The 21,147-nt window shown below is 69.0% G+C and carries 19 protein-coding genes and 1 pseudogene; 11 read left to right on the top strand and 9 right to left on the bottom strand.

The window, feature by feature from the left end; genetic code table 11:
- Positions 1–14 precede the first annotated feature (14 nt).
- On the top strand, positions 15–1,052 hold the full coding sequence (locus IEZ21_RS41480) for a bile acid:sodium symporter family protein (RefSeq protein ID WP_189326989.1): 1,038 nt from the start codon (positions 15–17) through the stop codon (positions 1,050–1,052).
- Here the strand turns inward: IEZ21_RS41480 and IEZ21_RS41475 are convergent.
- The 7 genes from IEZ21_RS41475 to IEZ21_RS41445 form a co-directional block, all read right to left on the bottom strand.
- The gene (locus tag IEZ21_RS41475) at positions 991–2,226 is read right to left on the bottom strand and encodes a DUF5005 domain-containing protein (protein ID WP_189326988.1); all 1,236 of its coding nucleotides are present in this window, start codon (positions 2,224–2,226) and stop codon (positions 991–993) included. The genes IEZ21_RS41480 and IEZ21_RS41475 overlap by 62 nt on opposite strands.
- A gap of 11 nt (positions 2,227–2,237) precedes the next feature.
- Entirely contained in the window at positions 2,238–4,121 is a 1,884-nt protein-coding gene (locus tag IEZ21_RS41470) for a sialidase family protein (RefSeq protein ID WP_189326987.1), read from the bottom strand.
- A gap of 422 nt (positions 4,122–4,543) precedes the next feature.
- On the bottom strand, positions 4,544–5,398 hold the full coding sequence (fdhD, locus tag IEZ21_RS41465) for a formate dehydrogenase accessory sulfurtransferase FdhD (RefSeq protein WP_189326986.1): 855 nt from the start codon (positions 5,396–5,398) through the stop codon (positions 4,544–4,546).
- Positions 5,399–5,405: 7 nt separating this feature from the next.
- The gene (locus tag IEZ21_RS41460; RefSeq protein ID WP_189326985.1) at positions 5,406–6,266 is read right to left on the bottom strand and encodes a 2Fe-2S iron-sulfur cluster-binding protein; all 861 of its coding nucleotides are present in this window, start codon (positions 6,264–6,266) and stop codon (positions 5,406–5,408) included.
- Positions 6,267–6,297: 31 nt separating this feature from the next.
- The gene (locus tag IEZ21_RS41455) at positions 6,298–8,121 is read right to left on the bottom strand and encodes an NAD(P)H-dependent oxidoreductase subunit E (protein ID WP_189326984.1); all 1,824 of its coding nucleotides are present in this window, start codon (positions 8,119–8,121) and stop codon (positions 6,298–6,300) included.
- 4 nt (positions 8,122–8,125) lie between these two features.
- Complete coding sequence (locus IEZ21_RS41450) at positions 8,126–10,078, bottom strand: molybdopterin oxidoreductase family protein (protein WP_189327000.1); 1,953 nt, start codon at positions 10,076–10,078, stop codon at positions 8,126–8,128.
- Between the two features lie 5 nt (positions 10,079–10,083).
- Positions 10,084–11,055 (bottom strand): 2-dehydropantoate 2-reductase, encoded by a 972-nt coding sequence (locus IEZ21_RS41445; RefSeq protein ID WP_189326983.1) that lies wholly within the window; start codon positions 11,053–11,055, stop codon positions 10,084–10,086.
- A 296-nt stretch (positions 11,056–11,351) separates the two neighbouring features.
- Between IEZ21_RS41445 and IEZ21_RS41440 the strand changes: the two genes are divergently transcribed.
- From IEZ21_RS41440 to IEZ21_RS41430, 3 genes are all read left to right on the top strand, one after another.
- The gene (locus IEZ21_RS41440) at positions 11,352–12,383 is read left to right on the top strand and encodes a glycoside hydrolase family 5 protein (RefSeq protein WP_189326982.1); all 1,032 of its coding nucleotides are present in this window, start codon (positions 11,352–11,354) and stop codon (positions 12,381–12,383) included.
- 211 nt (positions 12,384–12,594) lie between these two features.
- Positions 12,595–13,041: an AAA family ATPase gene (locus IEZ21_RS41435; protein ID WP_246568726.1), complete on the top strand. Its 447-nt coding sequence runs from the start codon at positions 12,595–12,597 to the stop codon at positions 13,039–13,041.
- A 23-nt stretch (positions 13,042–13,064) separates the two neighbouring features.
- Positions 13,065–13,805 (top strand): VOC family protein, encoded by a 741-nt coding sequence (locus tag IEZ21_RS41430; protein WP_189326981.1) that lies wholly within the window; start codon positions 13,065–13,067, stop codon positions 13,803–13,805.
- 216 nt (positions 13,806–14,021) lie between these two features.
- Here IEZ21_RS41430 and IEZ21_RS41425 read toward each other — a convergent pair whose 3' ends face one another.
- Complete coding sequence (locus IEZ21_RS41425; protein ID WP_189326980.1) at positions 14,022–14,465, bottom strand: hypothetical protein; 444 nt, start codon at positions 14,463–14,465, stop codon at positions 14,022–14,024.
- Between IEZ21_RS41425 and IEZ21_RS41420 the strand changes: the two are divergent.
- Together IEZ21_RS41420 and IEZ21_RS41415 are read left to right on the top strand one after the other, a co-directional pair.
- Positions 14,460–15,398, top strand: a pseudogene (locus IEZ21_RS41420) (cytochrome c oxidase subunit I); the annotation flags it as partial. The gene IEZ21_RS41425 and the pseudogene IEZ21_RS41420 sit on opposite strands and share 6 nt — an antisense overlap.
- On the top strand, positions 15,395–15,769 hold the full coding sequence (locus IEZ21_RS41415; RefSeq protein WP_189326979.1) for a hypothetical protein: 375 nt from the start codon (positions 15,395–15,397) through the stop codon (positions 15,767–15,769). The pseudogene IEZ21_RS41420 and the gene IEZ21_RS41415, both read left to right, overlap by 4 nt.
- Positions 15,770–15,967: 198 nt before the next feature.
- On the opposite strand, the gene IEZ21_RS41410 is transcribed toward IEZ21_RS41415, so the two are convergent.
- Complete coding sequence (locus tag IEZ21_RS41410) at positions 15,968–16,447, bottom strand: SPW repeat protein (protein WP_246568724.1); 480 nt, start codon at positions 16,445–16,447, stop codon at positions 15,968–15,970.
- A gap of 433 nt (positions 16,448–16,880) precedes the next feature.
- On the opposite strand from IEZ21_RS41410, the gene IEZ21_RS41405 reads away from it, so the two are divergent.
- From IEZ21_RS41405 to IEZ21_RS41385, 5 genes are all read left to right on the top strand, one after another.
- Positions 16,881–17,453: a hypothetical protein gene (locus IEZ21_RS41405; RefSeq protein ID WP_189326978.1), complete on the top strand. Its 573-nt coding sequence runs from the start codon at positions 16,881–16,883 to the stop codon at positions 17,451–17,453.
- A gap of 184 nt (positions 17,454–17,637) precedes the next feature.
- The gene (locus tag IEZ21_RS41400; protein WP_033320310.1) at positions 17,638–18,966 is read left to right on the top strand and encodes an OFA family MFS transporter; all 1,329 of its coding nucleotides are present in this window, start codon (positions 17,638–17,640) and stop codon (positions 18,964–18,966) included.
- Complete coding sequence (locus tag IEZ21_RS41395; RefSeq protein ID WP_189326977.1) at positions 18,938–19,093, top strand: MFS transporter small subunit; 156 nt, start codon at positions 18,938–18,940, stop codon at positions 19,091–19,093. Before IEZ21_RS41400 ends, IEZ21_RS41395 begins: the two co-directional genes overlap by 29 nt.
- 134 nt (positions 19,094–19,227) lie before the next feature.
- Complete coding sequence (locus IEZ21_RS41390) at positions 19,228–20,166, top strand: beta-ketoacyl-ACP synthase III (RefSeq protein WP_189326976.1); 939 nt, start codon at positions 19,228–19,230, stop codon at positions 20,164–20,166.
- A 152-nt stretch (positions 20,167–20,318) separates the two neighbouring features.
- On the top strand, positions 20,319–20,996 hold the full coding sequence (locus tag IEZ21_RS41385) for a GntR family transcriptional regulator (RefSeq protein WP_189326975.1): 678 nt from the start codon (positions 20,319–20,321) through the stop codon (positions 20,994–20,996).
- Positions 20,997–21,147 lie beyond the last annotated feature (151 nt).

The following is a 21,147-nucleotide window of genomic DNA, read 5'->3' as shown; positions in this document are numbered from 1 at the left end:
AGCAACGGAGCACCGTGAAACGCCTGACGTGGCCGTCCTGGCTGCCGATCGACCCGTACATCCTGCTCCTGCTCGGGACGGTGGGCCTCGCGGCGCTGCTGCCCGCACGGGGGACGGCGGCAGATGTCGCGTCCGGGGTGTCGACGGGCGCGATCGCACTCCTCTTCTTCCTGTACGGGGCACGCCTGTCGACCCGCGAGGCCCTGGACGGGCTGCGCCACTGGCGGCTCCATGTCACCGTCCTGGCCTGTACGTTCGTGGTGTTTCCGCTGCTCGGCCTGGCGGCCCGCGGCCTTGAACCGGTGTTCCTGACGCACTCGCTCTACATCGGGCTGCTCTTCCTGACGCTGGTGCCCTCGACGGTCCAGTCGTCGATCGCGTTCACGTCCATCGCGCGCGGCAATGTGCCCGCCGCGATCTGCGCGGGCTCCTTCTCCTCCCTCGCGGGCATCGTGATCACCCCGCTGCTCGCGGCGACGCTCCTCGGCAGCACCGGCGGCGGCTTCTCCGCGGACTCGATCCTCAAGATCGTGCTGCAACTGTTCGTGCCATTCGCGGCGGGGCAGGTGCTGCAACGCTGGATCGGGGGGTTCATCACACGCCACAAGCGGATCACCGGCCTCGTCGACCGCGGCTCGATACTTCTGGTCGTCTACGCCGCGTTCAGCGAAGGCATGGTCCAGGGCGTCTGGCAGCAGGTCAGCCCGTTGCGGCTGGCCGGTCTGCTCGGGGTCGAGGCGGTGCTGCTCGCCGTGATGCTCACCCTCACCTGGTACGGCTCGAAGGCGCTGCGCTTCAGCCGCGAGGACCGGATCGCCATCCAGTTCGCCGGGTCGAAGAAGTCCCTCGCGGCCGGACTGCCCATGGCGAGCGTGCTGTTCGGTGCGCAGGCCTCGCTGGCCGTGCTGCCGCTGATGCTCTTCCATCAGATGCAGCTCATGGTCTGCGCGGTGATCGCCAAGCGCCGCTCCCGCGACCCCGAGCCGGACCTCAGCCCGAGCCCAGCTTCAGCGTCACGAATCGCGGTCGGTACAGGGACACGTTCCGACTGAGATTCGACTGCGCCGTGGTCCCCGTCGCGTCCAGCCAGTTGACGTCGTAACTGAGCACGAGCCGCCCGCCGAGCGCCGGGTGCACCTGCGGGTTGTACGCCGCGACTTCCCCCTTCTGCTCGGGCAGCGGCGGGCTGAAGCCCTTGGTGGGCCCGCGCCAGGGACCGGCGGGCGAGCACGCCCAGTACGAGGTGACGGTCGTCAGCCCCTCGGCGCCCGCCGCCATCGTGAACAGCACCCAGGTGCCGCCGTCCCGTGCGACCGTGAACGCGCTGCCCACGCCCTTGCGCTGCCCGTCTCCGAGCACGGGTTTCATCCGCGAGGAGATGGCGGACCACCGCCCGCCGTCCCAGTACTCCCACGCGTCCGGCTCCGCCAGCCGGTCGCGGGGCACGCGCGCCACGTACGCCTTCGAGGCCGGCCGGGAGGCAGCCTGCGCGTCGTCGCCGCCGAACACATACGTCCAGTCCTCGTCCTCGGTCACCGCCGTCGTGCCGAACAGCACCCGCTGCTCCGGTTCCCGCACCTGCTGCTGGTCGAGGACCTTGACGATGCCCTCGACCCGCAGATCGGGCAGCGACAGCGTGGCCACCTCCGTGCCGGTGGGGACGCCGTAGATCCAGGGGTACGCGCCGTTCGCACGGGTCCACAGCAGGACGCGTACGACCTTGTCCGAGGACCCGGGGGAGCGGGCCTCGACCTTGGCCGCGACGGGCCAGCGCCACTGTCCGGGGGCCGGGTCCGGGAACAGCGGGGCGGGCAGGGTGCTCTGGAGGCGGCCGTCGGACATGACCACGGCAGAGTTCCGCACCAGGGGCGTGTTCTGGTCCCGCCAGGCGTACGACTCGCCCACCGGGTTCGGCGGTCCGTACACGTTGCCCAGATACGTGTCCGAGAACAGCCACAGCACCCGGCCGTCCGGCAGCCGCACGGAGTGGGTGCCGTCACCGCCGGTCCAGTCGTCGGCCCGCGAGGCGTCGTCTCCGTACCGCGCGAACTCGCCCGTGAGGTCCGGCTCCGCCGCCCAGGACGAGACCGTACGAGGCGCGCAGCCGCCCTCCCGGTCGTCGTCTTCCTCCGGGAAGGCGGTGAGCAGCACCGCTCCGAGGACCAGGGCAAGGAACAGACCCAGCCCGGCCCCCGCATGGCGTCGTACGCGTGAGTCGTCGGGCACGGCACGGGACGTTAGTTGCTGCCGCGCACTCGGTCCATGGAAAGCCACAGGACGGTGTCCCGCGTCACAGAACCCCTGGCCCTGACGCCGGTCAACTCCGTGTCGCTGAGCGCCCGGTCGTAGACGCGAACATCATCGATCGCACCTGCGAAATGCGCCCGACTGTCCAGCTTCTGGCCGATGTGCACGCCGAACGGCGAGTTACGGCTCACGGAACCCGGCACGTCCGCCGTACTGATCGGCGTGCCGTCGATGAACAGCGTGAGCTGCCCACCGCCCCGACGCAGCGTCAGATGGTGCCACTGCCCGTCGTTGTACGCGCCACTCGTGCTGACCGAGGCGGACCGCGGGGCCGCCGTGCCGTCCCGGACCGTGATCAGCCCCTGGAGACGGTTCGAAGCGGGCTCACCGCGCAGCCACACCTGCGGCTGTGTGGTGCCGACCCCGCCCATCCACAGCAGTGGCTGCTCACCGGTGGTGGCCGTGTAGCGGAACCACAGCGACGCCGTGAAGTCCTTTGTTCCCAGCGGCAGTTCACTGTGATACGGCAGCCTTACGGCGTCGTCGGCGCCGTCGAACCGCATCGCCCGGCCGAACACGCCGTCCGTCGGGCGCGCGCCGCCGAGGACTGCCGCGGGACGCGTGAGGGAGGCCAGGTCGGTGGTGGTCGGGTCGGGTCCGCGACGCGGTTGCAGCCAGTCCTCGGTGAATCGCGCGAAACGGATCTCGTCGCGCGCGTCCACGGCCCCGCCCTCGTACATCAGGCCGACCGTGTCACCGCTGATGTCCACCATGTCCGAGTAGCCGGACCAGTCCGTCGTGACGACCGTGCCGCGGTCCGCGCTGTCCCAGGTGCGCCCGCCGTCGTACGAGGAGCGGATCATCATCGTCCGGCGCCGGTCCGGATCGGCGGGGCAGGCGAGCAGGATCCGGTCGCCCAACCGCAGGCTGGAACCCTGGACTTGGGGCGTGTAGAGGTCCGGCTGGGTACGGAAGGGCGAGGTGAAACTGTCGCCGCCGTCGCGGCTGAACGTCTGCGTACGGTGGCCGAGATCGGTGCCGTCCTGCTCGCGGCCGCTGATGAGGATCACCCCGTCGGCGCGCTCGGTCATGGTCATCTCGGACGGTTTCTGGCGGAACGTGCCGCCTGCCGGTATCGGATAGGAGTCCGTTGCCCCGATCCGCCAGCTGTCGCCGCCGTCGTCGCTGACGATGAGCGCGGCGTGGTTGGCAGAAACCCGACTGCCGTTCCACGTCTCGGCGTTGACGCCGAAGACGAGCCGGCCCGCGTGCCTGCCACGGCTCAGCTGGATGCCGTGCACGGGCCCGGTCGCGTACCAGGAGTTCCAGTGGTCGGGCAGGATCTCGTCGCTGAGGTCGCGCGGTTCGGACCAGGTGCGCCCGTCGTCGTCGCTGTGCTGCATGTGGGGCGTGCGGTCGCACGGCACGTCGCAGTTGCGACCGTCCGTACGGCCCGTGTTGTACGTCTCCGCCAGCACGATGCGGCCGGTCTCGCGGTCCACGATCGGGGCGGGGTTGCCGTGGGTGTCGCCCCCGCCCTCGTTGACGACCTGGAGGGGCCCCCACGTGCGCCCGCCGTCCGTGGAGCGCTTGAGCACGATGTCTATGTCGCCGGCGTCACTGCAGTCGTTCACCCGGCCTTCGGCGAACGCGAGCAGCGTGCCTTTCGTCGTTTTCACGACGGCGGGGATCCGAAAGCACGCGTATCCGGGATCCTGAGAGGCCTTGAAGAGCACCTGCTGCTCGAACCCGGTGGTTTCGGCGGCCGGTTGAACCCGGTCGGGACCCGGCTGTGGCGACAGCGCGAGTAACGAGGCGGTGGTGACGCTTGCGATGACGGTGGTTCTGAGACGTGCGCGAACACTTGACGGCATGGTGCGACCTGCCCTTCATCCGTCCGGACATCTGGACATCCCACGTCCAACGTGCGCGCCACGCACGCTACTTGGGCTCTCAGGCGGCCCACAAGAAGCGTGCAGCGGTCGTTCCGTCCGGTTCCGTGATCATGGATGCCCGTGCGGCGACTGTGAAACGTCCGGGGTTACGGATGGGGGAGGTCGGGTGCTGTGGCTGGGGGAGTTCATTCTGACGGAGCAACAGATGATCAGGGTGGCCTGTCGAACGCCGGTTCAGGCAAATTCAGCCCGTCCGGCGTTTGAGGACGAGGCCGTCCAGGCCGACACGGGGGTCTGGGGGCGGAGCCCCCAGGCGCGGCGTGACTGAGGCGGAGCCCCATCACGGCGCAGGGGGCGCTCCCCGCCGGTCGGGGCCCCGCCGCCGTGTCGCGGGGAGCCGGTCAGCCTTGGGCGGCCGCGGTCCGCAGGGCGATCCGGTGTTCGCCCGCGTACACGTTCATGGAGGCGCCCCTGAGGAAGCCGACGAGGGTCAGATCCGACTCCGCCGCCAGGTCCACCGCGAGGGACGAGGGCGCCGAGACCGCGGCCAGCACCGGGATACCCGCCATCACCGCCTTCTGGGCGAGCTCGAAGGAGGCCCGGCCCGAGACCAGCAGGATCGTGCGGGAGAGTGGGAGCGCGCCGTTCTGCAGGGCGCGGCCGACCAGCTTGTCGACCGCGTTGTGCCGGCCCACGTCCTCGCGGATGTCGAGCAGCTCGCCGTCCTCCGTGAACAGGGCCGCCGCGTGCAGGCCCCCGGTCCGGTCGAAGACCCGCTGGGATGCGCGCAGCCGGTCGGGGAGGCTCGCGAGCAGCTCGGGTTCGAGCCGGACCGGGGCGGCTTCGCCGTCGTCGATGGTCCACCGTGCCGTCGTACGGACGGCATCGAGGCTCGCCTTGCCGCACAGGCCGCAGGAGGAGGTCGTGTAGACGTTGCGTTCGAGGGTGATGTCGGGGATGACGACGCCGGGCGCGGTCTTCACGTCGACGATGTTGTACGTGTTGGACCCGTCCACTGTCGCGCCCGCGCAGTACACGATGTTCTGGAGCTCTTTCTGATCGCCGAGCACGCCCTCACTGACCAGGAAGCCCGCCGCCAGCGCGAAGTCGTCCCCCGGAGTACGCATCGTGATCGCGAGCGGCTTGCCGTTCAGCCGGATCTCGAGGGGTTCCTCGGCGACGAGCGTGTCCGGGCGGGTGGATATGGCCCCGTCCCGAATGCGGATCACCTTGCGTCGTTCCGTGACTCGTCCCATGTTCTGATCAGCCCCGGTTCTGTACGTGCTGGTAGCCGAAACGGCCCTTGATGCAGAGATTGCCGTGGGTCACCGGGTTGTCGTGCGGCGAGGTGACCTTCACGATCTCATTGTCCTGCACGTGCAGGGTCAGATTGCAGCCCACTCCGCAGTACGCGCACACCGTGGTCGTCTCCGTCTGCGCCGACTCGTCCCACGTACCCGCCGCCCGCATGTCGAACTCCGACTTGAAGCTGAGCGCTCCCGTCGGGCACACCTCGATGCAGTTGCCGCAGTACACGCAGGCGGAGTCGGTGAGCGGGGCGTCGTGCTCGACCGCGATACGGGCGTCGAAGCCGCGCCCGGCGACGGAGATCGCGAAGGTGTTCTGCCACTGGTCGCCGCAGGCGTCGACGCACTTGTAGCAGAGGATGCACTTGTCGTAGTCGCGGACGTAGAGGTCGTTGTCGATCTTCGGTTCCTCGTTCAGGCGGGCTGCGTCCGGGCCGAAGCGGTCCGGTTTCGCCTCGTACTCCTTGATCCACTCGGCGACCTGGGGTGTGGTCGACAAGTCGACCGATGAGGCGAGGAGTTCGAGGACGATCTTGCGGCTGTGGCGGGCTCGTTCGGTGTCGGTCCGCACTTCCATACCGGGCTCGGCCTTGCGGGAACAGGCCGGGACGAGCGTGCGCGAGCCCTCGACCTCGACGACGCAGACGCGGCAGGCGTTCTTGGGGGTGAGGGTGTCGCCCTGGCAGAGGGTCGGGATGTCCTTGCCCGCCGACCGGCAGGCGTCGAGGATCGTCGAGCCCTCGGGCGCCCGCACCGGTTCACCGTCGATGGTGAACTCCAGCAGACGGCGGGGAATCCCCAGCGGTGTCACGGTCATACGGCGGCTCCTGTGCTGCGGCAGGTCGCGGTCATTCGTACGCCCCCAAGCGGTCGATGGCGGATTCCACGGCGTTCCACGCGGTCTGCCCGAGACCGCAGATCGAGGCGTCCCGCATGGCCTGGCCCACCTCGCGAAGCAGCGCGATGTCGTCGGCCGCGTCCGCGCCCGTGCGCTCCACGATGCGGTGCAGCGCCTCCTCCTGGCGCACGGTGCCGACCCGGCACGGCACGCACTGACCGCACGACTCGTCGCGGAAGAACTCGGCGATACGCAGCAGCAGGCGGGGGAGGGGAACGGTGTCGTCGAAGGCCATCACGACACCCGAGCCGAGCGTCGTGCCCGTCTCCCGCGTCCCCTCGAAGGTGAGCGGGATGTCCAGCTCGTCGGGCCGTACGAAGCCGCCGGCCGCGCCGCCGAGGAGGACGGCGCGCAATCGTTTACGTACGCCTGCCAGCTCCAGCAGTTCGCCCAGCGTCGCGCCGAACGGGAGCTCGTAGATGCCGGGGCGATCCGCGCTTCCCGATACGCAGAACAGCTTGGGGCCGGTGGATTTCCCGGTGCCGATCGCCGCGTACGCCTGTGCCCCCAGCGTGAGGATCGGCAGCACGTTGACCAGTGTCTCGACGTTGTTCTCAGCAGTGGGTTTGCCGAACAAACCCTTCTCTACGGGGAAGGGCGGTTTCGAGCGGGGCTCTCCTCTGTAGCCCTCGATGGAGTTGAAAAGGGCGGTTTCCTCGCCGCAGATGTACGCGCCCGCGCCGCGCCGGATCTCGATGTCGAAGGCGTAGCCCTGGCCGAGGATGTCGTCGCCGAGGAGGCCACGCGCGCGTGCCTGATCGATGGCGTGCTCCAGGCGTATGAGGGCGCGTGGGTACTCGCCGCGCAGATACAGGTAGCCCTTGTGGGCGCCGATCGCGTACGCCGCGACCGTCATCGCCTCCACGAGGGAGTACGGGTCGCCCTCCATGATCACGCGGTCTTTGAAGGTGCCCGGTTCGGATTCGTCGGCGTTGCAGACGAGGTAGTGGGGGTGGTCGGGCTGGGATGCCGTGGCCTGCCATTTGCGGCCGGTGGGGAAGGCGGCGCCGCCTCGGCCGACGAGTCCGGCGTCGGTGACTTCACGGATGACTCCGGCGGGGCCGAGGGCGAAGGCCTGGCGCAGGGCCGTGTAGCCGCCGTGCGCCCGGTAGTCGTCGAGCGAGGTCGGGTCGACGACGCCGACACGGCTCAGCAGTACCAGAGACGGATCCCCGGCCTGCGGGACCGCCATCGCCGCGGGCGGCTCCTCCGGCGCCGAGTCGGGCGCGCTGCCCGCGAGCACGGCCGACTCGATGGTGGCCGGCGCGGACACGGCCGTACGTACCGGATCCCCGGCCTTGACCGCCAGCGCCGCCGGCGCCCGCTCGCACAGGCCCAGGCACGGGCTGCGCTCGACGCTGACGCCGCTGCCGAGGCCGAGTCGGGCCTCGACACCGGCGCACAGCTCCGAAGCGCCGGCCGCCGCGCACGCGAGGTCCGTGCACACATGGAGCACGGTCGCGGGGCGCGGCTTCACCGAGAACATCGAGTAGAAGGTGGCGACCCCGTACGCCTCCGCCGGCGGCACGGTCAGTCGGCGGCACAGATAGTCGAGTGCGCCCTCGCTGATCCAGCCGACCCGGTCGTTGACGGCGTGCAACCCCGGCAACAGCAGGTCGCGACGTTCCCGGGCCTCGCGGCCGCCGCGTGCCCACCTGAGGTCGGCGTCGGACCGGTCCGCGCCCTCCCACGACGACTGAGGCGGCCCGAGCAGCGCGTCGACCGCCGCCCGTTCCTCGTCCGTGGGCTTGCTGTCACCGAAGTGCAGATCCACCAGATCACCTCACCTGAGTCGCAACCGGAAGCTTCTCGATCCGGATCGCCGACGCCTTGAACTCCGCCGTCCCCGCGATCGGGCAGTTGGCCTCGATCGTCAGCTGGTTGGTGTCCACCTCGTCGGGAAAATGCATGGTCATGAAGGCGAGCCCCGGCCGCAGCGCCGGATCGACCCACACCGGCGCCACCACCGCTCCGCGCCGGGACGAGACCTGGACCTCCTCGCCCACCACGACCCCGTAGCGCTCCGCGTCCTCCGGACACAGCTCGACGTACTCCCCGCGCCGCAGCGGCGACGCGAAACCGCCGCTCTGCACACCGGTGTTGTACGAGTCGAGCCGCCGCCCGGTGGTCAGACGGATCGGGTACTCCTCGTCCGTCAGGTCGACCGGCGGATCGTGCTGGACGAGCCCGAAGGGCGCGAGACGACCGCGACGGGCCGGATCCGCATCCCACAACCGGCCGTGCAGGTACGTCGGTTCGAGCCGGCCCGTGTCCGGGCACGGCCACTGGATGCCCTGGTGCTCCTCCAGGCGTTCGTACGTCATCCCGTAGTGGTCCGGCGACACCGACCGCAGTTCGTTCCATACGGCCTCGGAGTCCGCGTACTTCCAGTCGTGGCCGAGCCGGGCGGCCAGTTCGCAGATGATGTCGATGTCCTCACGGGCCTCACCGGGCGGAGTGACGGCGGCCCGGACGCGCTGAACTCGCCGCTCGCTGTTGGTGGTTGTGCCGTCCGTCTCGGCCCACCCGGCGGTCGCGGGCAGCACCACGTCGGCCAGCTCGGCGGTCTTCGTGAGGAAGATGTCCTGCACGACGAGGAAGTCGAGGGCCCGCAGCCGCCGTATCGCCTGCTCGCTGTCGGCCTCGGACTGCGCCGGGTTCTCGCCGATGCAGTAGACGGCCTTGAGCGTGCCCTCCTCCATGGCCTCGAACATCTCCGTCAGGTTCAGCCCGTAGTGCGGCTGGATGACGGTGTCCCAGGCGGACTCGAACTTCAGCCGTGTGTCCGGGTCCAGGATGTCCTGGAAGCCGGGGAGCCGGTTCGGGATGGCGCCCATGTCGCCGCCGCCCTGCACGTTGTTCTGGCCGCGCAGGGGCTGCAACCCCGAGCCGTAGCGGCCCACATGGCCCGTCAGCAGGGACAGGTTGATGAGGGCGCGTACGTTGTCCGTGCCGTTGTGGTGCTCGGTGATGCCGAGGGTCCAGCACAGCTGGGCGCGCTCGGCGCGGGCGTACGCGTGCGCCAACTCCCGTATCGCGGCGGCCGGTACGTCCGTCACCTTCTCGGCGAGCGACAGTGTCCAGGGCTCGACGAGTTTCTCGTACTCCTCGAAGCCGGTGGTCGCCCGCTCGATGAAGGACTCGTTCGCAAGGCTCGCGTGGATGATCTCGCGGCCGATCGCGTGCGCCATCGGGATGTCCGTGCCGACGTTCAGCCCGAGCCAGCTCTCCGCCCACTCGGCCGTGGAGGTGCGGCGCGGATCGACCGCGTACATCCGCGCCCCGTTCCTGATCCCCTTCAGGACGTGCTGGAAGAAGATCGGGTGTGCGAAACGGGCGTTGGAGCCCCACATCACGATGAGGTCGGTGTGCTCGACCTCCCCGTACGACGACGTTCCGCCGCCCGAGCCGAAGGCGGCCGAGAGGCCCGCGACGCTGGGGGCGTGGCAGGTGCGGTTGCAGGAGTCGACGTTGTTGGTGCCCATGACGACGCGCGCGAACTTCTGCGCCACGTAGTTCATTTCGTTGGTCGCGCGGGCGCAGGAGAACATCCCGAACGTGCCACGGGCGGCGGAGAGTCCGCGGGCGGCGCGGTCCAGCGCCTCACCCCAGGTCGCCTGGCGGAAGGGCTCGTCGCGTGAGTCGCGGACGAGTGGATGAGTAAGTCGGGTGTACGTCTTGGGAGTTCGGTCGCGTTTGCTGGTACGGCCGGTGTGGCTCAGGCGACTCATACGGCTCATGCGGCGGTCCTCAATGCGAGCAGATCCGAGATGGCGTGGACGGTACGGAGCGTCGGCACCTCGACCCCGGTGATCTCCGCCAACTCGACGACGGCGGCGAGGAGTACGTCGAGCTCGAGCGGTTTGCCGCGCTCCAGGTCCTGAAGGGTCGAAGTGCGGTGATCGCCGACGCGCTCGGCGCCGGCCAGCCGCCGTTCGATGGAGACCCCGACCTCGCAGCCCAGCGCCCGGGCGACGGAGAGGGTCTCGGTCATCATGATCTCGATGACCTTGCGGGTGCCGCCGTGCAGGCACATCTGCCGCATGGTCGCGCGGGCGAGGGCGCTGATCGGGTTGAAGGAGATGTTGCCGAGCAGCTTGAGCCAGACGTCGTTGCGCAGGTCGGGCTCGATCGGGCACTTGAGCCCGCCGGCCCGCATGGCCTCGCTGAACGCGGTGCACCGCGCCGACACCGAGCGGTCGGGCTCGCCGATGGAGAACCGGGTGCCTTCGAGATGGCGTACAACTCCCGGTCCTGCCAGTTCAGTTGCGGCATACACCACACATCCGACGGCGCGTTCGGGCGCGAGCACCGCACTGACCGCGCCGTCCGGGTCGACGCTCTCCACGCGATGGCCGTCGTACGGGCCGCCGTGCCGATGGAAGTACCACCAGGGGATGCCGTTCTGGGCGGCGACCACCGCCGTCGTGTCGTGAAGGAGAGGCTCGATCAGCGGCCCGCACGCCGCATACGAGTTGGCCTTCAGTCCCAGGAAGACGAAGTCGGCCGGGCCGACCTCGGCCGGGTCGTCGGTCACGTGGGCCCGAGCGGTGAAGTCCCCACGCGGGCTGAGCACTTGCACTCCGTGCTGCCTCATGGCCGCCAGATGGGGTCCACGGGCGATGAGATGCACGTCGGCGCCCGCGCGATGCAAGGCGGCACCGACGTAGGCGCCGATCGCACCGGCGCCGAGAACTGCGACTTTCACTGAGGGTCTCCGTTCGGTCGAGGGATACCGCGGAGGTGAACTGAGGCGTCGAAATCTGTCGACGGAATATTGTCTACAGTATGGGAGTTGGGCCAGCAAGAGTTCGCGCAACGGCTTCCGGTGCGACTGACGGGCTCGGGGCCGGCCGTGGGCAGCTCGTGATCCTGCGTTCTTGATGAAATTTGGTGTGCAGATGTGTTGACCTCTGTTTGAGATCTCTTCTACTTTGCGGGGGCCACAGAGCCGCCGACCCGCAGTCAGGGTTTCGCGGACTCACCTGCGCCGAAAGGGACTTCGTGCCTCGAAAGAACCATCGCGGGACAGCTTGCCTGGGGGCGCTGCTGGCCGGCGTCACGGCATTCAGCGGGGCGCTCGCCTCCCCCGCGTCCGCAGCCGCCTCCAGCCACACCTCGCCGCCGCCCGTCAGCGACTTCCGCGGGGTCAACTGGGCCGATCCGCGCGACAACTACGCCGACGATGCGGTCGTGCCCTCGGGTCTGTCCACCTCCGACAGCTACGCCACGACCTACGCCAAGTCCAGAGCGATCATCGGCGGGTTCTCCAAACTCGGCGCCAACACGGTCCGCCTTCCGGTCAACCCCACCTCCGTGAACGGCTCCTTCTGGAAGTCGTACCGGGGCGCGATCGACGCCGCCACCGCCAAGGGCTTCAAGGTCGTCCTGGGCTACTGGGAGGCCGACACCACCAAGGACGGCAAGATCGACAACCAGGCTTCCTGGGACCGGATGTGGGCGCGGATCACCTCCTCCTACGCCCGCAACTCCAAGGTGTACTTCGAGCCGATGAACGAGCCGTTCGGCTACACCGCCCAGGAGTGGACCGACATCGCCGCGAAGTGGGTGACCACCCACCGCAAGGTGCCCCGCGACCGGATGGTGATCGGAGGGTACAAGTACAGCGAGGACGTCAAGCCGGTGTGCGCCGACCCGCGCCTCAAGGGCACCCGGATCGCGCTGCACAACTACGGCTTCTGGCACACCGACTGGACCAGCGTCGACCAGTGGAAAGCGGACTTCAAGGAGCGCATCGGCGACTGCGCCTCACGCACGATCCTCGACGAGTTCGGCGCTTCCATGACCACCGGCCTTGACTACAACGGCCCGGTCAACGGCTCCAACGAGGTCGCGTACATCCAGGCCGCGACCGACATCATCCGGGAGATGGGCCTGGGCTCGGTCTACTGGCCCGGCCTGCGCAACGGTGACACCTACTCCCTCACCACCCTCCAGGGCACGGGCACCAAGCTCAGCCTGAAGGTGAACAACCAGAGCGGGCTCGACCGCCTGCACTGGGCCTGGAAGAAGTGACGGCGGTGCGATAGCCGTGGCGCCCCTTCCGGGTTCGGCGCCTCAGAACACCCGAACCCGGAAGGGAGCCATCAGGACACCGAAGGCGTCCAGCCCGCCGGGGCGGCGGACCGGCCCACGATCGCCCGGGAGAACACGTCCACCACCCCCCTTTCTGTCGTGCCCGTTCCCGCGGCCCGAACTTCCCCGGGGTCGCTCAGTGTCGGGTCCCATGATCGTATGGCTCAACGGCACCCACGGCGCAGGCAAGACGACGACCAGTCCACTCGTACAGCAACTGATCCCGGATTCACGGGTGTTCGACGCCGAGAAGGTCGGCGAGACGCTCATGGACATCACGCCGGGGCTGCCCGGGGCGGACAACTTCCAGCACTGGCCGCCGTGGCGGCCGCTCGTCGTCGAGACCGCCCGCCGCGTACTCGACTACACCGGCGGCACTCTGGTGATGCCCATGACCGTCCTGGTCGAGCAGTACTGGCGCGAGATCAGCACGGGCCTCGCCCAACATGCCATCCCGGTAAGGCACTTCGTCCCCCACGCCGACCAGGACACCCTCCGCGGGCGCATCGAGGGGGACACTCTCCATTCCGCAGTGGCGAGTTCGACGTCGGCCAGGCCGTGCCAGGGCTTGCGGGGCTTGATCAACTCCGTCTTGTAGAGCGGGTGCATAGGATCGCCGGCATGGCACTGCGACCTGTTCAGGTGAACATAAAGGCTCTTGATGTCTCGGCGGTCGGCCGGTTCTGGGCGGAGGCGCTCGGCTGGAGTGCTTACAGCCCCGGCGTGACCACCTACGTTGGACCCGTCGGCGGCCTCGTTTGGCCGGACCCGGTCGGCGTCGGCGTCGACGTCGTTCCCGTCCCGGAACCCAAGACGACGGCGAAGAACCGTGTGCACCTCGATCTCGCCACCACCTCTGCGGCCCATCAGGCGGAGTTGGTCGCGCGCCTCCAGGCTCTCGGTGCGACGCCCGCCCACGTAGGCCAGGGCGACGTCCCGTGGACGGTCCTCGCCGACCCGGAGGGCAACGAGTTCTGCGTGCTGGAGCCTCGGGAGATCTACCGGGACACCGGGCCGATCGCCGCGGTGGTGGTCGACTGCGCGGATCCGCGGGCCATGGCCCGGTTCTGGGGTGAGGCGATGGACTGGACCCTGCACGAGGTGACCGACGATCATGCGGTGTTGCGCTCCGCCAAGGGTGTCGGCCCGTATCTCGAGTTCCTCCGCACGCCCGACGCGAAGACCGTGCACGGCCGCGTCCACCTTGACCTGCTGCCGTACCCCGGTGACGACAAAGCAGCGGAGGTGGCCCGGCTGCGGGCCCTCGGCGCCACCGACCTCGACCTCGGCCAGGGCGATGTCCCGTGGACGTGCCTGGCCGACCCGGAGGGCCACGAGTTCTGCGTCCTCGCCCCGTCGTGACGCGGAGCCTTATCGACACCCGACACGTGGGCCTTGTGTGCTCATGCGCCATGGCCCCGGGTGGGTTGCGCTGCGGCGTCTCGGTCGATTCGGGTGGCGAGAGCTTGCGTGTGTAGGGGGCGAGATCAGCTCACTCGCCGACCACAGCACTCAACTCGCCAACTGAAGCGCTAAGTCACAGGCCGAGGGTGATCGGGTCGGTGCCGAGCGGGAGAGTCATGGTTGGTCCTGTTCGAGGAGTTGGGCTTCGAGGTCGGCGATGCGTTTTTCGGAGAAGCGGAGGTTGGAGCGGGCGCCTTCCAACCGCTCCTGGAGCCTGCGGTGCTCCTGGGTGAGCTGGTGAACGCGGTGCTTGAGGGTGGTGTTCTCCGTGGCAAGGGCCTGGACGGACTCTCCGGGGACCATCTGGTCGATGTCGCGGATCTGGCCCATCAGTTCGCCGATCGTCTGCCGCTGTCCGAGGACCTCTTTCTGGGCGCGGGTGAGCTCGGATTCCGCGTTCAGTGCGCGCTCACGCCAGGTCGCTTCGATTCGGTCGTGTTCTTCTTGAGCGAGACGGTCATGCCGGCTTCGACTGCTGGCGACCGCGTCCTTCACCAGGGTGCGGGCGTCGGTGTTCTCGTAGAGAAAGGTGGCTGAGACTCCGGCTCTCTCGGCCACCCCGAGGTCTACATCCTCGCCCTGCCGTTCTTCGGCGTGGTCACCGAGATCCTTCCGGTCTTCTCCCGTAAGCCGATCTTCGGCTACATGGGCCTGGTCGGCGCCACCATCGCCATCACCGGCCTGTCCGTGACCGTGTGGGCCCACCACATGTTCGCCACCGGTGCCGTGCTTTTGCCGTTCTTCTCCTTCATGGGCTTCCTCATCGCCGTGCCGACCGGCGTGAAGTTCTTCAACTGGATCGGCACGATGTGGAAGGGCTCGATCTCGTTCGAACCCCCGATGCTGTGGGCGGTCGGCTTCCTCGTCACGTTCCTCTTCGGCGGCCTGTCCGGGGTGATCCTGGCCTCGCCGCCGATGGACTTCCACGTCACCGACAGCTACTTCGTGATCGCGCACTTCCACTACGTGCTGTTCGGCACGATCGTCTTCGCGATGTTCGGCGGATTCAGCTTCTGGTGGCCGAAGATGACCGGCACCATGCTCGACCAACGCCTCGAGAAGATCCACTTCTGGACGCTGTTCGTCGGCTTCCACACCACTTTCCTCTAGCACTGGCTCGGTGCTGAGGGCATGCCCCGGCGCTACGTCGACTACCTCGCCGCCGACGGGTTCACCGCACTCAACACCGTCTCCTCCATCGGCTCCTTCCTCCTCGGCCTGTCCACCCTGCCCTTCCTCTACAACGTCTGGAAAACCGCCCAACGTGGCAAACGGGTCGAGGTCGACGACCCCTGGGGATACGGCCGCTCCCTGGAGTGGGCCACGTCCTGCCCGCCGCCCCGCCACAACTTCGTCACCCTGCCGCGCATTCGCTCCGAATCCCCCGCCTTCGACCTGCACCATCCGGACCTGGCACAGCTCGACGAGCGGGAGTACACCGGCAAGCGCGACGCCCTGGACGCCGGCGGTCACAACGGCGAACGGCCATGAGCCGCAACGCGCACGGCGGACCCTACGGTGACGGGGACAGCGTTCTGGCCGACGAGGCCGAGGGCTACATGCTCGCCCACGTCCATCACGACCAGGCGCGCCGAGAGGCCGAAGCCCTCTGCGCCCGCATGCCGTGGCTGACCTCCGCCCAAGCCGAGGATCTCACCCGCCACTACGTCCGCCAGCGCATCGGCCTCACCCGTCAGATGCTGCTCGACGTAGTTGAGCGAGCCGGCCAACTGCGGCAGGAGTACGAGGACCGGTACGCCGCCCTCCGACGCGACCTGCTCAAACGCCACGCCGCCTGTGCCTGCGTCGTCCTCGCCTGCGCCGGAGGCGTGAGCACACTGGCGTGCCTGCTCACCCGCTGACAGTTGGATCCGTACACGCGGAAACCCGCCGATGGTCCCTGGCTCCCGCCCATCCCTATGGACCGCCGAGGCCGGCGGTCCATAGGAGGCGTCAGTCGTCGGACGCGTGTCGCCGGAGCCGCGCTTGGTTCCCCGCCCGTTGCCGGTGAGCGGGGCGCAGGGGTCGCCTGATAAAGCCAAGCCGGCTCCGGCAGGCCTCTAGGCAGCCGGCATGCCGCGGTTTCGGCCGGTTGACCGACGTGAGTCGGTTTGGCGGGCGGCAGCGCTGGCTGCCAGCCCCAGCAGCAGAGCGACGGTACCCACGACGACGTTGCTGACGATGGACCTCGCAGAGGTGACGTCACCTGCCACGACCCAGGGGGCGATGATGGTCCACACGCCCAGGGTGCAGGCCGCCCACGCCATGCTGTGCGTGCGCTCGTAGGCACGCCCGAAGCCTCCGCTCATCAGGACCGCATAGGCGATGCCGACGATCAGGTTGTTGACGGCCAGTGTCGTGAGGCCGTTGAACCCCGCGATCCACGGCGACGCCGCCAGATACAGGCCCGTGAGGAGAGCCATCGTCTCCACGGTCTGCGCCTGGGGGGTGGTCGCCGCACGCTCGGCCATCTCGTGGCGCGTGCGCATGTCGAGGATATCGGGATGGGTTTCCATGGATGATCGGGGAGAGGTTGTCATTCCTGTCACCTCCGAGGTTGCGTGATCTCCGGATGCGCATCAGCGAGCACCCACATTTCAGCTCCGTCCGTCCGAGGGCCGGAAGGCGCTGCCGTGCCAGGAGCACTGGACGCTCCCGGGCCGACGGGCGCGGCCTCGACCGTCGGATGACGGCGGCCCCGGCGGCGAGCCCGGCTGTGGCCGTCCAGAGTGGTTTCCTCGAGTCGGACGAGCTGTGGGCCGGGCCGCCCAACCGCTGCGGCAGCATGCGAGCGGCGTTCACCATGCCCGACCGCAAGCACCCCCATCCGACTGTCCGCCCCAGGAATCCACGGCTCGTCCACGGTGGTGCGGGCAGGAGAAACCGGACCAGACGCAACCTCGAGGCAGAGGTTGACCGACTCAGCCGGGGCACTCGGTGAACATCGACAGCTTCGAGACCCTGAGGGAAACCATGAACGTGACAGCACGAGGTACCGGCGACGGTCAGACACGCCAGAGAAGGCTGGACATCTATCTCAATGACCACCTGGCCGGGGCGACGGCCGGTGCAGAGCTCGTCCGGCGCATGGTCCAGGAGCACGGAGATTCGCCATACGGTGACGACCTGAAGAACCTGGCGGCGGAGATCTCGCAGGACCGGCAGGCCCTGCTGCGACTCCTGGCCGACCTCGACGTTCCCGTAAAGCACTACAAGGTCTACGGGGCATGGCTGGGCGAGAAGATCGGGCGTGTGAAGCCCAACGGGCGCCTGCTGCGTCGCTCCGGCCTCACCGTGCTGGTCGAACTCGAAGCACTGCGGCTGGGGGTACAGGGCAAGGCCTTGCTCTGGCGCGCCCTGCTCTCCGTATCGGCACAGGACTCACGCCTGGACTCCGACCGGCTGGAGCAACTGCTGCAAAGGGCGGGGCAGCAGAGCGAGACGTTGGATTCCCTGCACGGCAGAGCCGCAACGGAGCTGCTGTCCTCCACCCCACTGCTGGCAGCGACATCACAAGCCGCCACCGGGAAGGACGCACCCTCGTGATCACTCCTGAGCAGATCGAAGCCCTGCTCGAATCCGGCGCCCGCTGACCCGACACTGAGGGGGTGCCGCCCGTCGGCCCCCGACGACCGTTCGTCGCGTCCGGCATACCGTTCATCGCATACCGTCGACGAGTTCGGGTGGGCCGACTTCCCAACTGGGCGCCAGATTCCTATCGTTCGGGATCATGAGTCCACCCATAGCCCCGCCCGGCTGGAGCCGCTGGCTGGTTCCGCCGGCTGCCCTTTCGGTCCATCTCTCCATCGGTCAGGCCTACGCCTGGTCCGTGTTCAAACCGCCCCTGGAGTCCGCGCTCGACCTCAGCGGTACGCAGAGCGCGCTGCCCTTCCAACTCGGCATCGTGATGCTCGGGTTGTCCGCCGCGTTCGGCGGCACACTCGTGGAGCGGAACGGGCCGCGCTGGGCGATGACCGTGGCCCTGATCTGCTTCTCATCGGGCTTCCTGCTCTCCGCGCTCGGGGCCGCCACCGAGCAGTACTGGCTGATCGTCTTCGGCTACGGCTTCGTCGGCGGGATCGGTCTCGGTATCGGGTACATCTCGCCCGTCTCGACGCTCATCAAGTGGTTCCCGGACAGGCCCGGCATGGCCACCGGCATCGCCATCATGGGCTTCGGCGGCGGTGCGCTGATCGCCTCGCCCTGGTCCGCGCAGATGCTGGAGTCGTTCGGCTCCGACAGCTCCGGGATCGCGCTCGCGTTCCTCGTGCACGGGCTGTCGTACGCCGTCTTCATGCTGCTCGGCGTCCTCCTGGTGCGCGTGCCGCGCAGCGAGAAGCCGGTCGCCTCCGGGCCGAGTGCCTACGAGGGCGTGCAGGTGTCGGCGCGCAATGCCGTACGCACTCCGCAGTTCTGGTGCCTGTGGATCATCCTCTGCATGAACGTCACGGCGGGCATCGGCATCCTGGAGAAGGCCGCCCCGATGATCACGGACTTCTTCGCCGACACCTCGACGCCGGTCTCGGCCTCGGCGGCGGCCGGCTTCGTCGCGCTGCTCTCGGCGGCCAACATGGCGGGCCGTATCGTCTGGTCGTCGACGTCCGACCTGGTCGGACGCAAGAACATCTACCGCCTGTATCTGGGCGCGGGCGCCCTGATGTACGCGCTGATCGCATGGGTGGGCGACTCCTCGAAGCCGCTGTTCATCGTCTGCGCGCTGGTGATCCTCTCCTTCTACGGAGGCGGCTTCGCGACCATCCCCGCCTATCTGAAGGACCTCTTCGGCACCTACCAGGTCGGCGCGATCCACGGCCGGCTGCTCACCGCGTGGTCGACCGCCGGAGTCCTCGGACCGCTGATCGTCAACTGGATCGCGGACCGGCAGGAGGAGGCGGGCAAGTCCGGAGAGGCCCTGTACGGAACGTCCCTGATCATCATGATCGGGCTGCTGGCCATCGGCTTCGTCGCCAACGAACTCGTACGCCCCGTCCATGCCCGCCACCACGTCCCCGCCCCGAAGGAGGCCGAAGATGTCCACGAGCGACAGCAGTCCGCCTAGCGCACCGGCCGGTACGTCGCCCGGCCGTCGCGGGCTGATCGCCTTCTCCTGGGTGTGGGTGGGGGCCCCGCTCGCCTACGGTCTGTACGAACTGGTGCGGAAGGCGACGCAGCTGTTCACCGGGTAAGTACTCGGGTGTCCGAGCGTTCAACAAAAGCCGACAAGGCTGACGCCGCTTTCCTGTGGCTTCACTTGTCTTCGTACCCGTGAGTATCCGAACAGACTGGTGGGCCCTACACCCAGTAATGAGGGGGACCGCCCATGATCGGCTCACGCATCGTCGCAGTCGGCCACTACCAGCCCGCCAAGGTACTCACCAACGAGGACCTGGCGGGTCTGGTCGACACCAGCGACGAGTGGATCAGGAGCCGGGTGGGCATCCGCACACGGCATATCGCCGGACCCGACGAACCGGTCGACGAGCTGGCCGCGCACGCCGCCGCCAAGGCCCTCGCGGCGGCCGGACTCGTCCCCGGCGACATCGACCTCGTCCTGGTGGCGACCTCCACCGCGGTCGACCGCTCGCCGAACATGGCCGCCCGGGTCGCCGCCCGCCTCGGCATCCCGTCCCCGGCCGTGATGGACCTCAACGTCGTCTGCGCGGGCTTCACGCACGCGCTGGCCACCGCCGATCACGCCGTACGCGCCGGGGGCGCGACCCGGGTGCTCGTCATCGGCGCCGACAAGATGTCCGATGTCGCGGACTGGACGGACCGTACGACCTGCGTGCTCGTCGGGGACGGGGCGGGGGCCGCGGTGGTCGAGGCCTCGGAGGAGGCCGGCATCGGGCCGGTTCTGTGGGGTTCCGTGCCCGAGATGGGGCACGCGGTACGGATCGAGGGCACGCCTTCGCGGTTCGCGCAGGAGGGGCAGAGCGTCTACCGGTGGGCCACCACCCAGCTCCCGCCGATCGCGCGCAAGGCCTGCGAGCGGGCCGGCCTGGAACCCGAGGACCTTGCCGCGGTCGTCCTGCACCAGGCGAACCTGCGCATCATCGAGCCGCTCGCCGAGAAGATCGGCGCCGTGAACGCCGTCGTCGCCCGCGATGTCGCCGAGTCCGGCAACACGTCCGCGGCGAGCATCCCGCTCGCCTTCTCGAAGCTCGTCGAACGCGGTGAGATCTCCACCGGCGACCCGGTGCTGCTCTTCGGCTTCGGCGGCAATCTGTCGTACGCGGGACAGGTGGTCCGCTGCCCGTGACGTGCGGGTTCGCCGTGATGTGACGAGTCCAACTGCCCCTCGCCCTGGCCGGTGTGCGCCGTAGACTGTAGACGAAAGACAATTGACACTGGCTGACACTCTGACACTGGCTTTCCGGCTGCCGCGCTGCCGTTGCCCAGGAGGGGACCGCGATGTTGTCGACAGGACTGCCGCAGGGGGCGGTACCCAAGCTCGAACGGCCGGGGCCGCTCAGGGATCGCGTGTACGAGGCGCTGCTCGAGCTCATCACGACGCGGGCCCTGCAGCCCGGCCAGCACCTGGTCGAGAGCGAGCTCGCCGGGCATCTCGGGGTCTCCCGGCAGCCGGTGCGCGAGGCCTTGCAGCGGCTGAACACCGAGGGCTGGGTCGATCTGCGGCCCGCGCAGGGCGCGTTCGTACACGAGCCGACGGAGCAGGAGGCGGACCAGCTCCTCACGGTCCGTACGCTCCTGGAGGCCGAGGCCGCCCGCCTCGCCGCCGCGAACGCGGGCAGTGCCGGCATCAGCGCCCTGGAGGAGCTGTGCGCCGAGGGCGAGCGGGCGGTGGACGCCGACGACGTGGACGGCGCGGTCGCGATGAACGCCCGCTTCCACGCGAAGGTCATGGAGCTGGCGGGCAACGCGGTCCTCGCGGAGCTGGCCGCTCAGGTCGACCGCCGGGTCCGCTGGTACTACACCCCCGTCGCCCGCCAGCGCGGCCACCAGTCCTGGATCGAGCACCGCGAACTCATCGCGGCGATCTCGACCCGCGACGAGCAGCGCGCGACGGAGGTCATGCGCGCCCACACGGAGCACACGCGCAGGACGTACCACGCGCGACAGGGGGCGTAGCGCCGCCGGGGGCATCGTCGCCGGCCCTCTTCCCAGGGGCTGTGCCCGCTCCGATCCGCCCGGGGCTGTGCCCCTTCCGCTCCACCGGGGCTGCGCTCCTTCCGACCCACCAGGGGCTGCCCCTTCCGCCCCGCCTTCGGGGGCCACCCCC

The sequence above is a fragment of the Streptomyces flaveus genome (assembly GCF_014647675.1).
Taxonomy (GTDB): Bacteria; Actinomycetota; Actinomycetes; order Streptomycetales; family Streptomycetaceae; genus Streptomyces; species Streptomyces flaveus.
The sequence above is the reverse complement of the archived record's forward strand: the minus strand, read 5'-3'. Positions and strand labels throughout refer to the sequence as shown.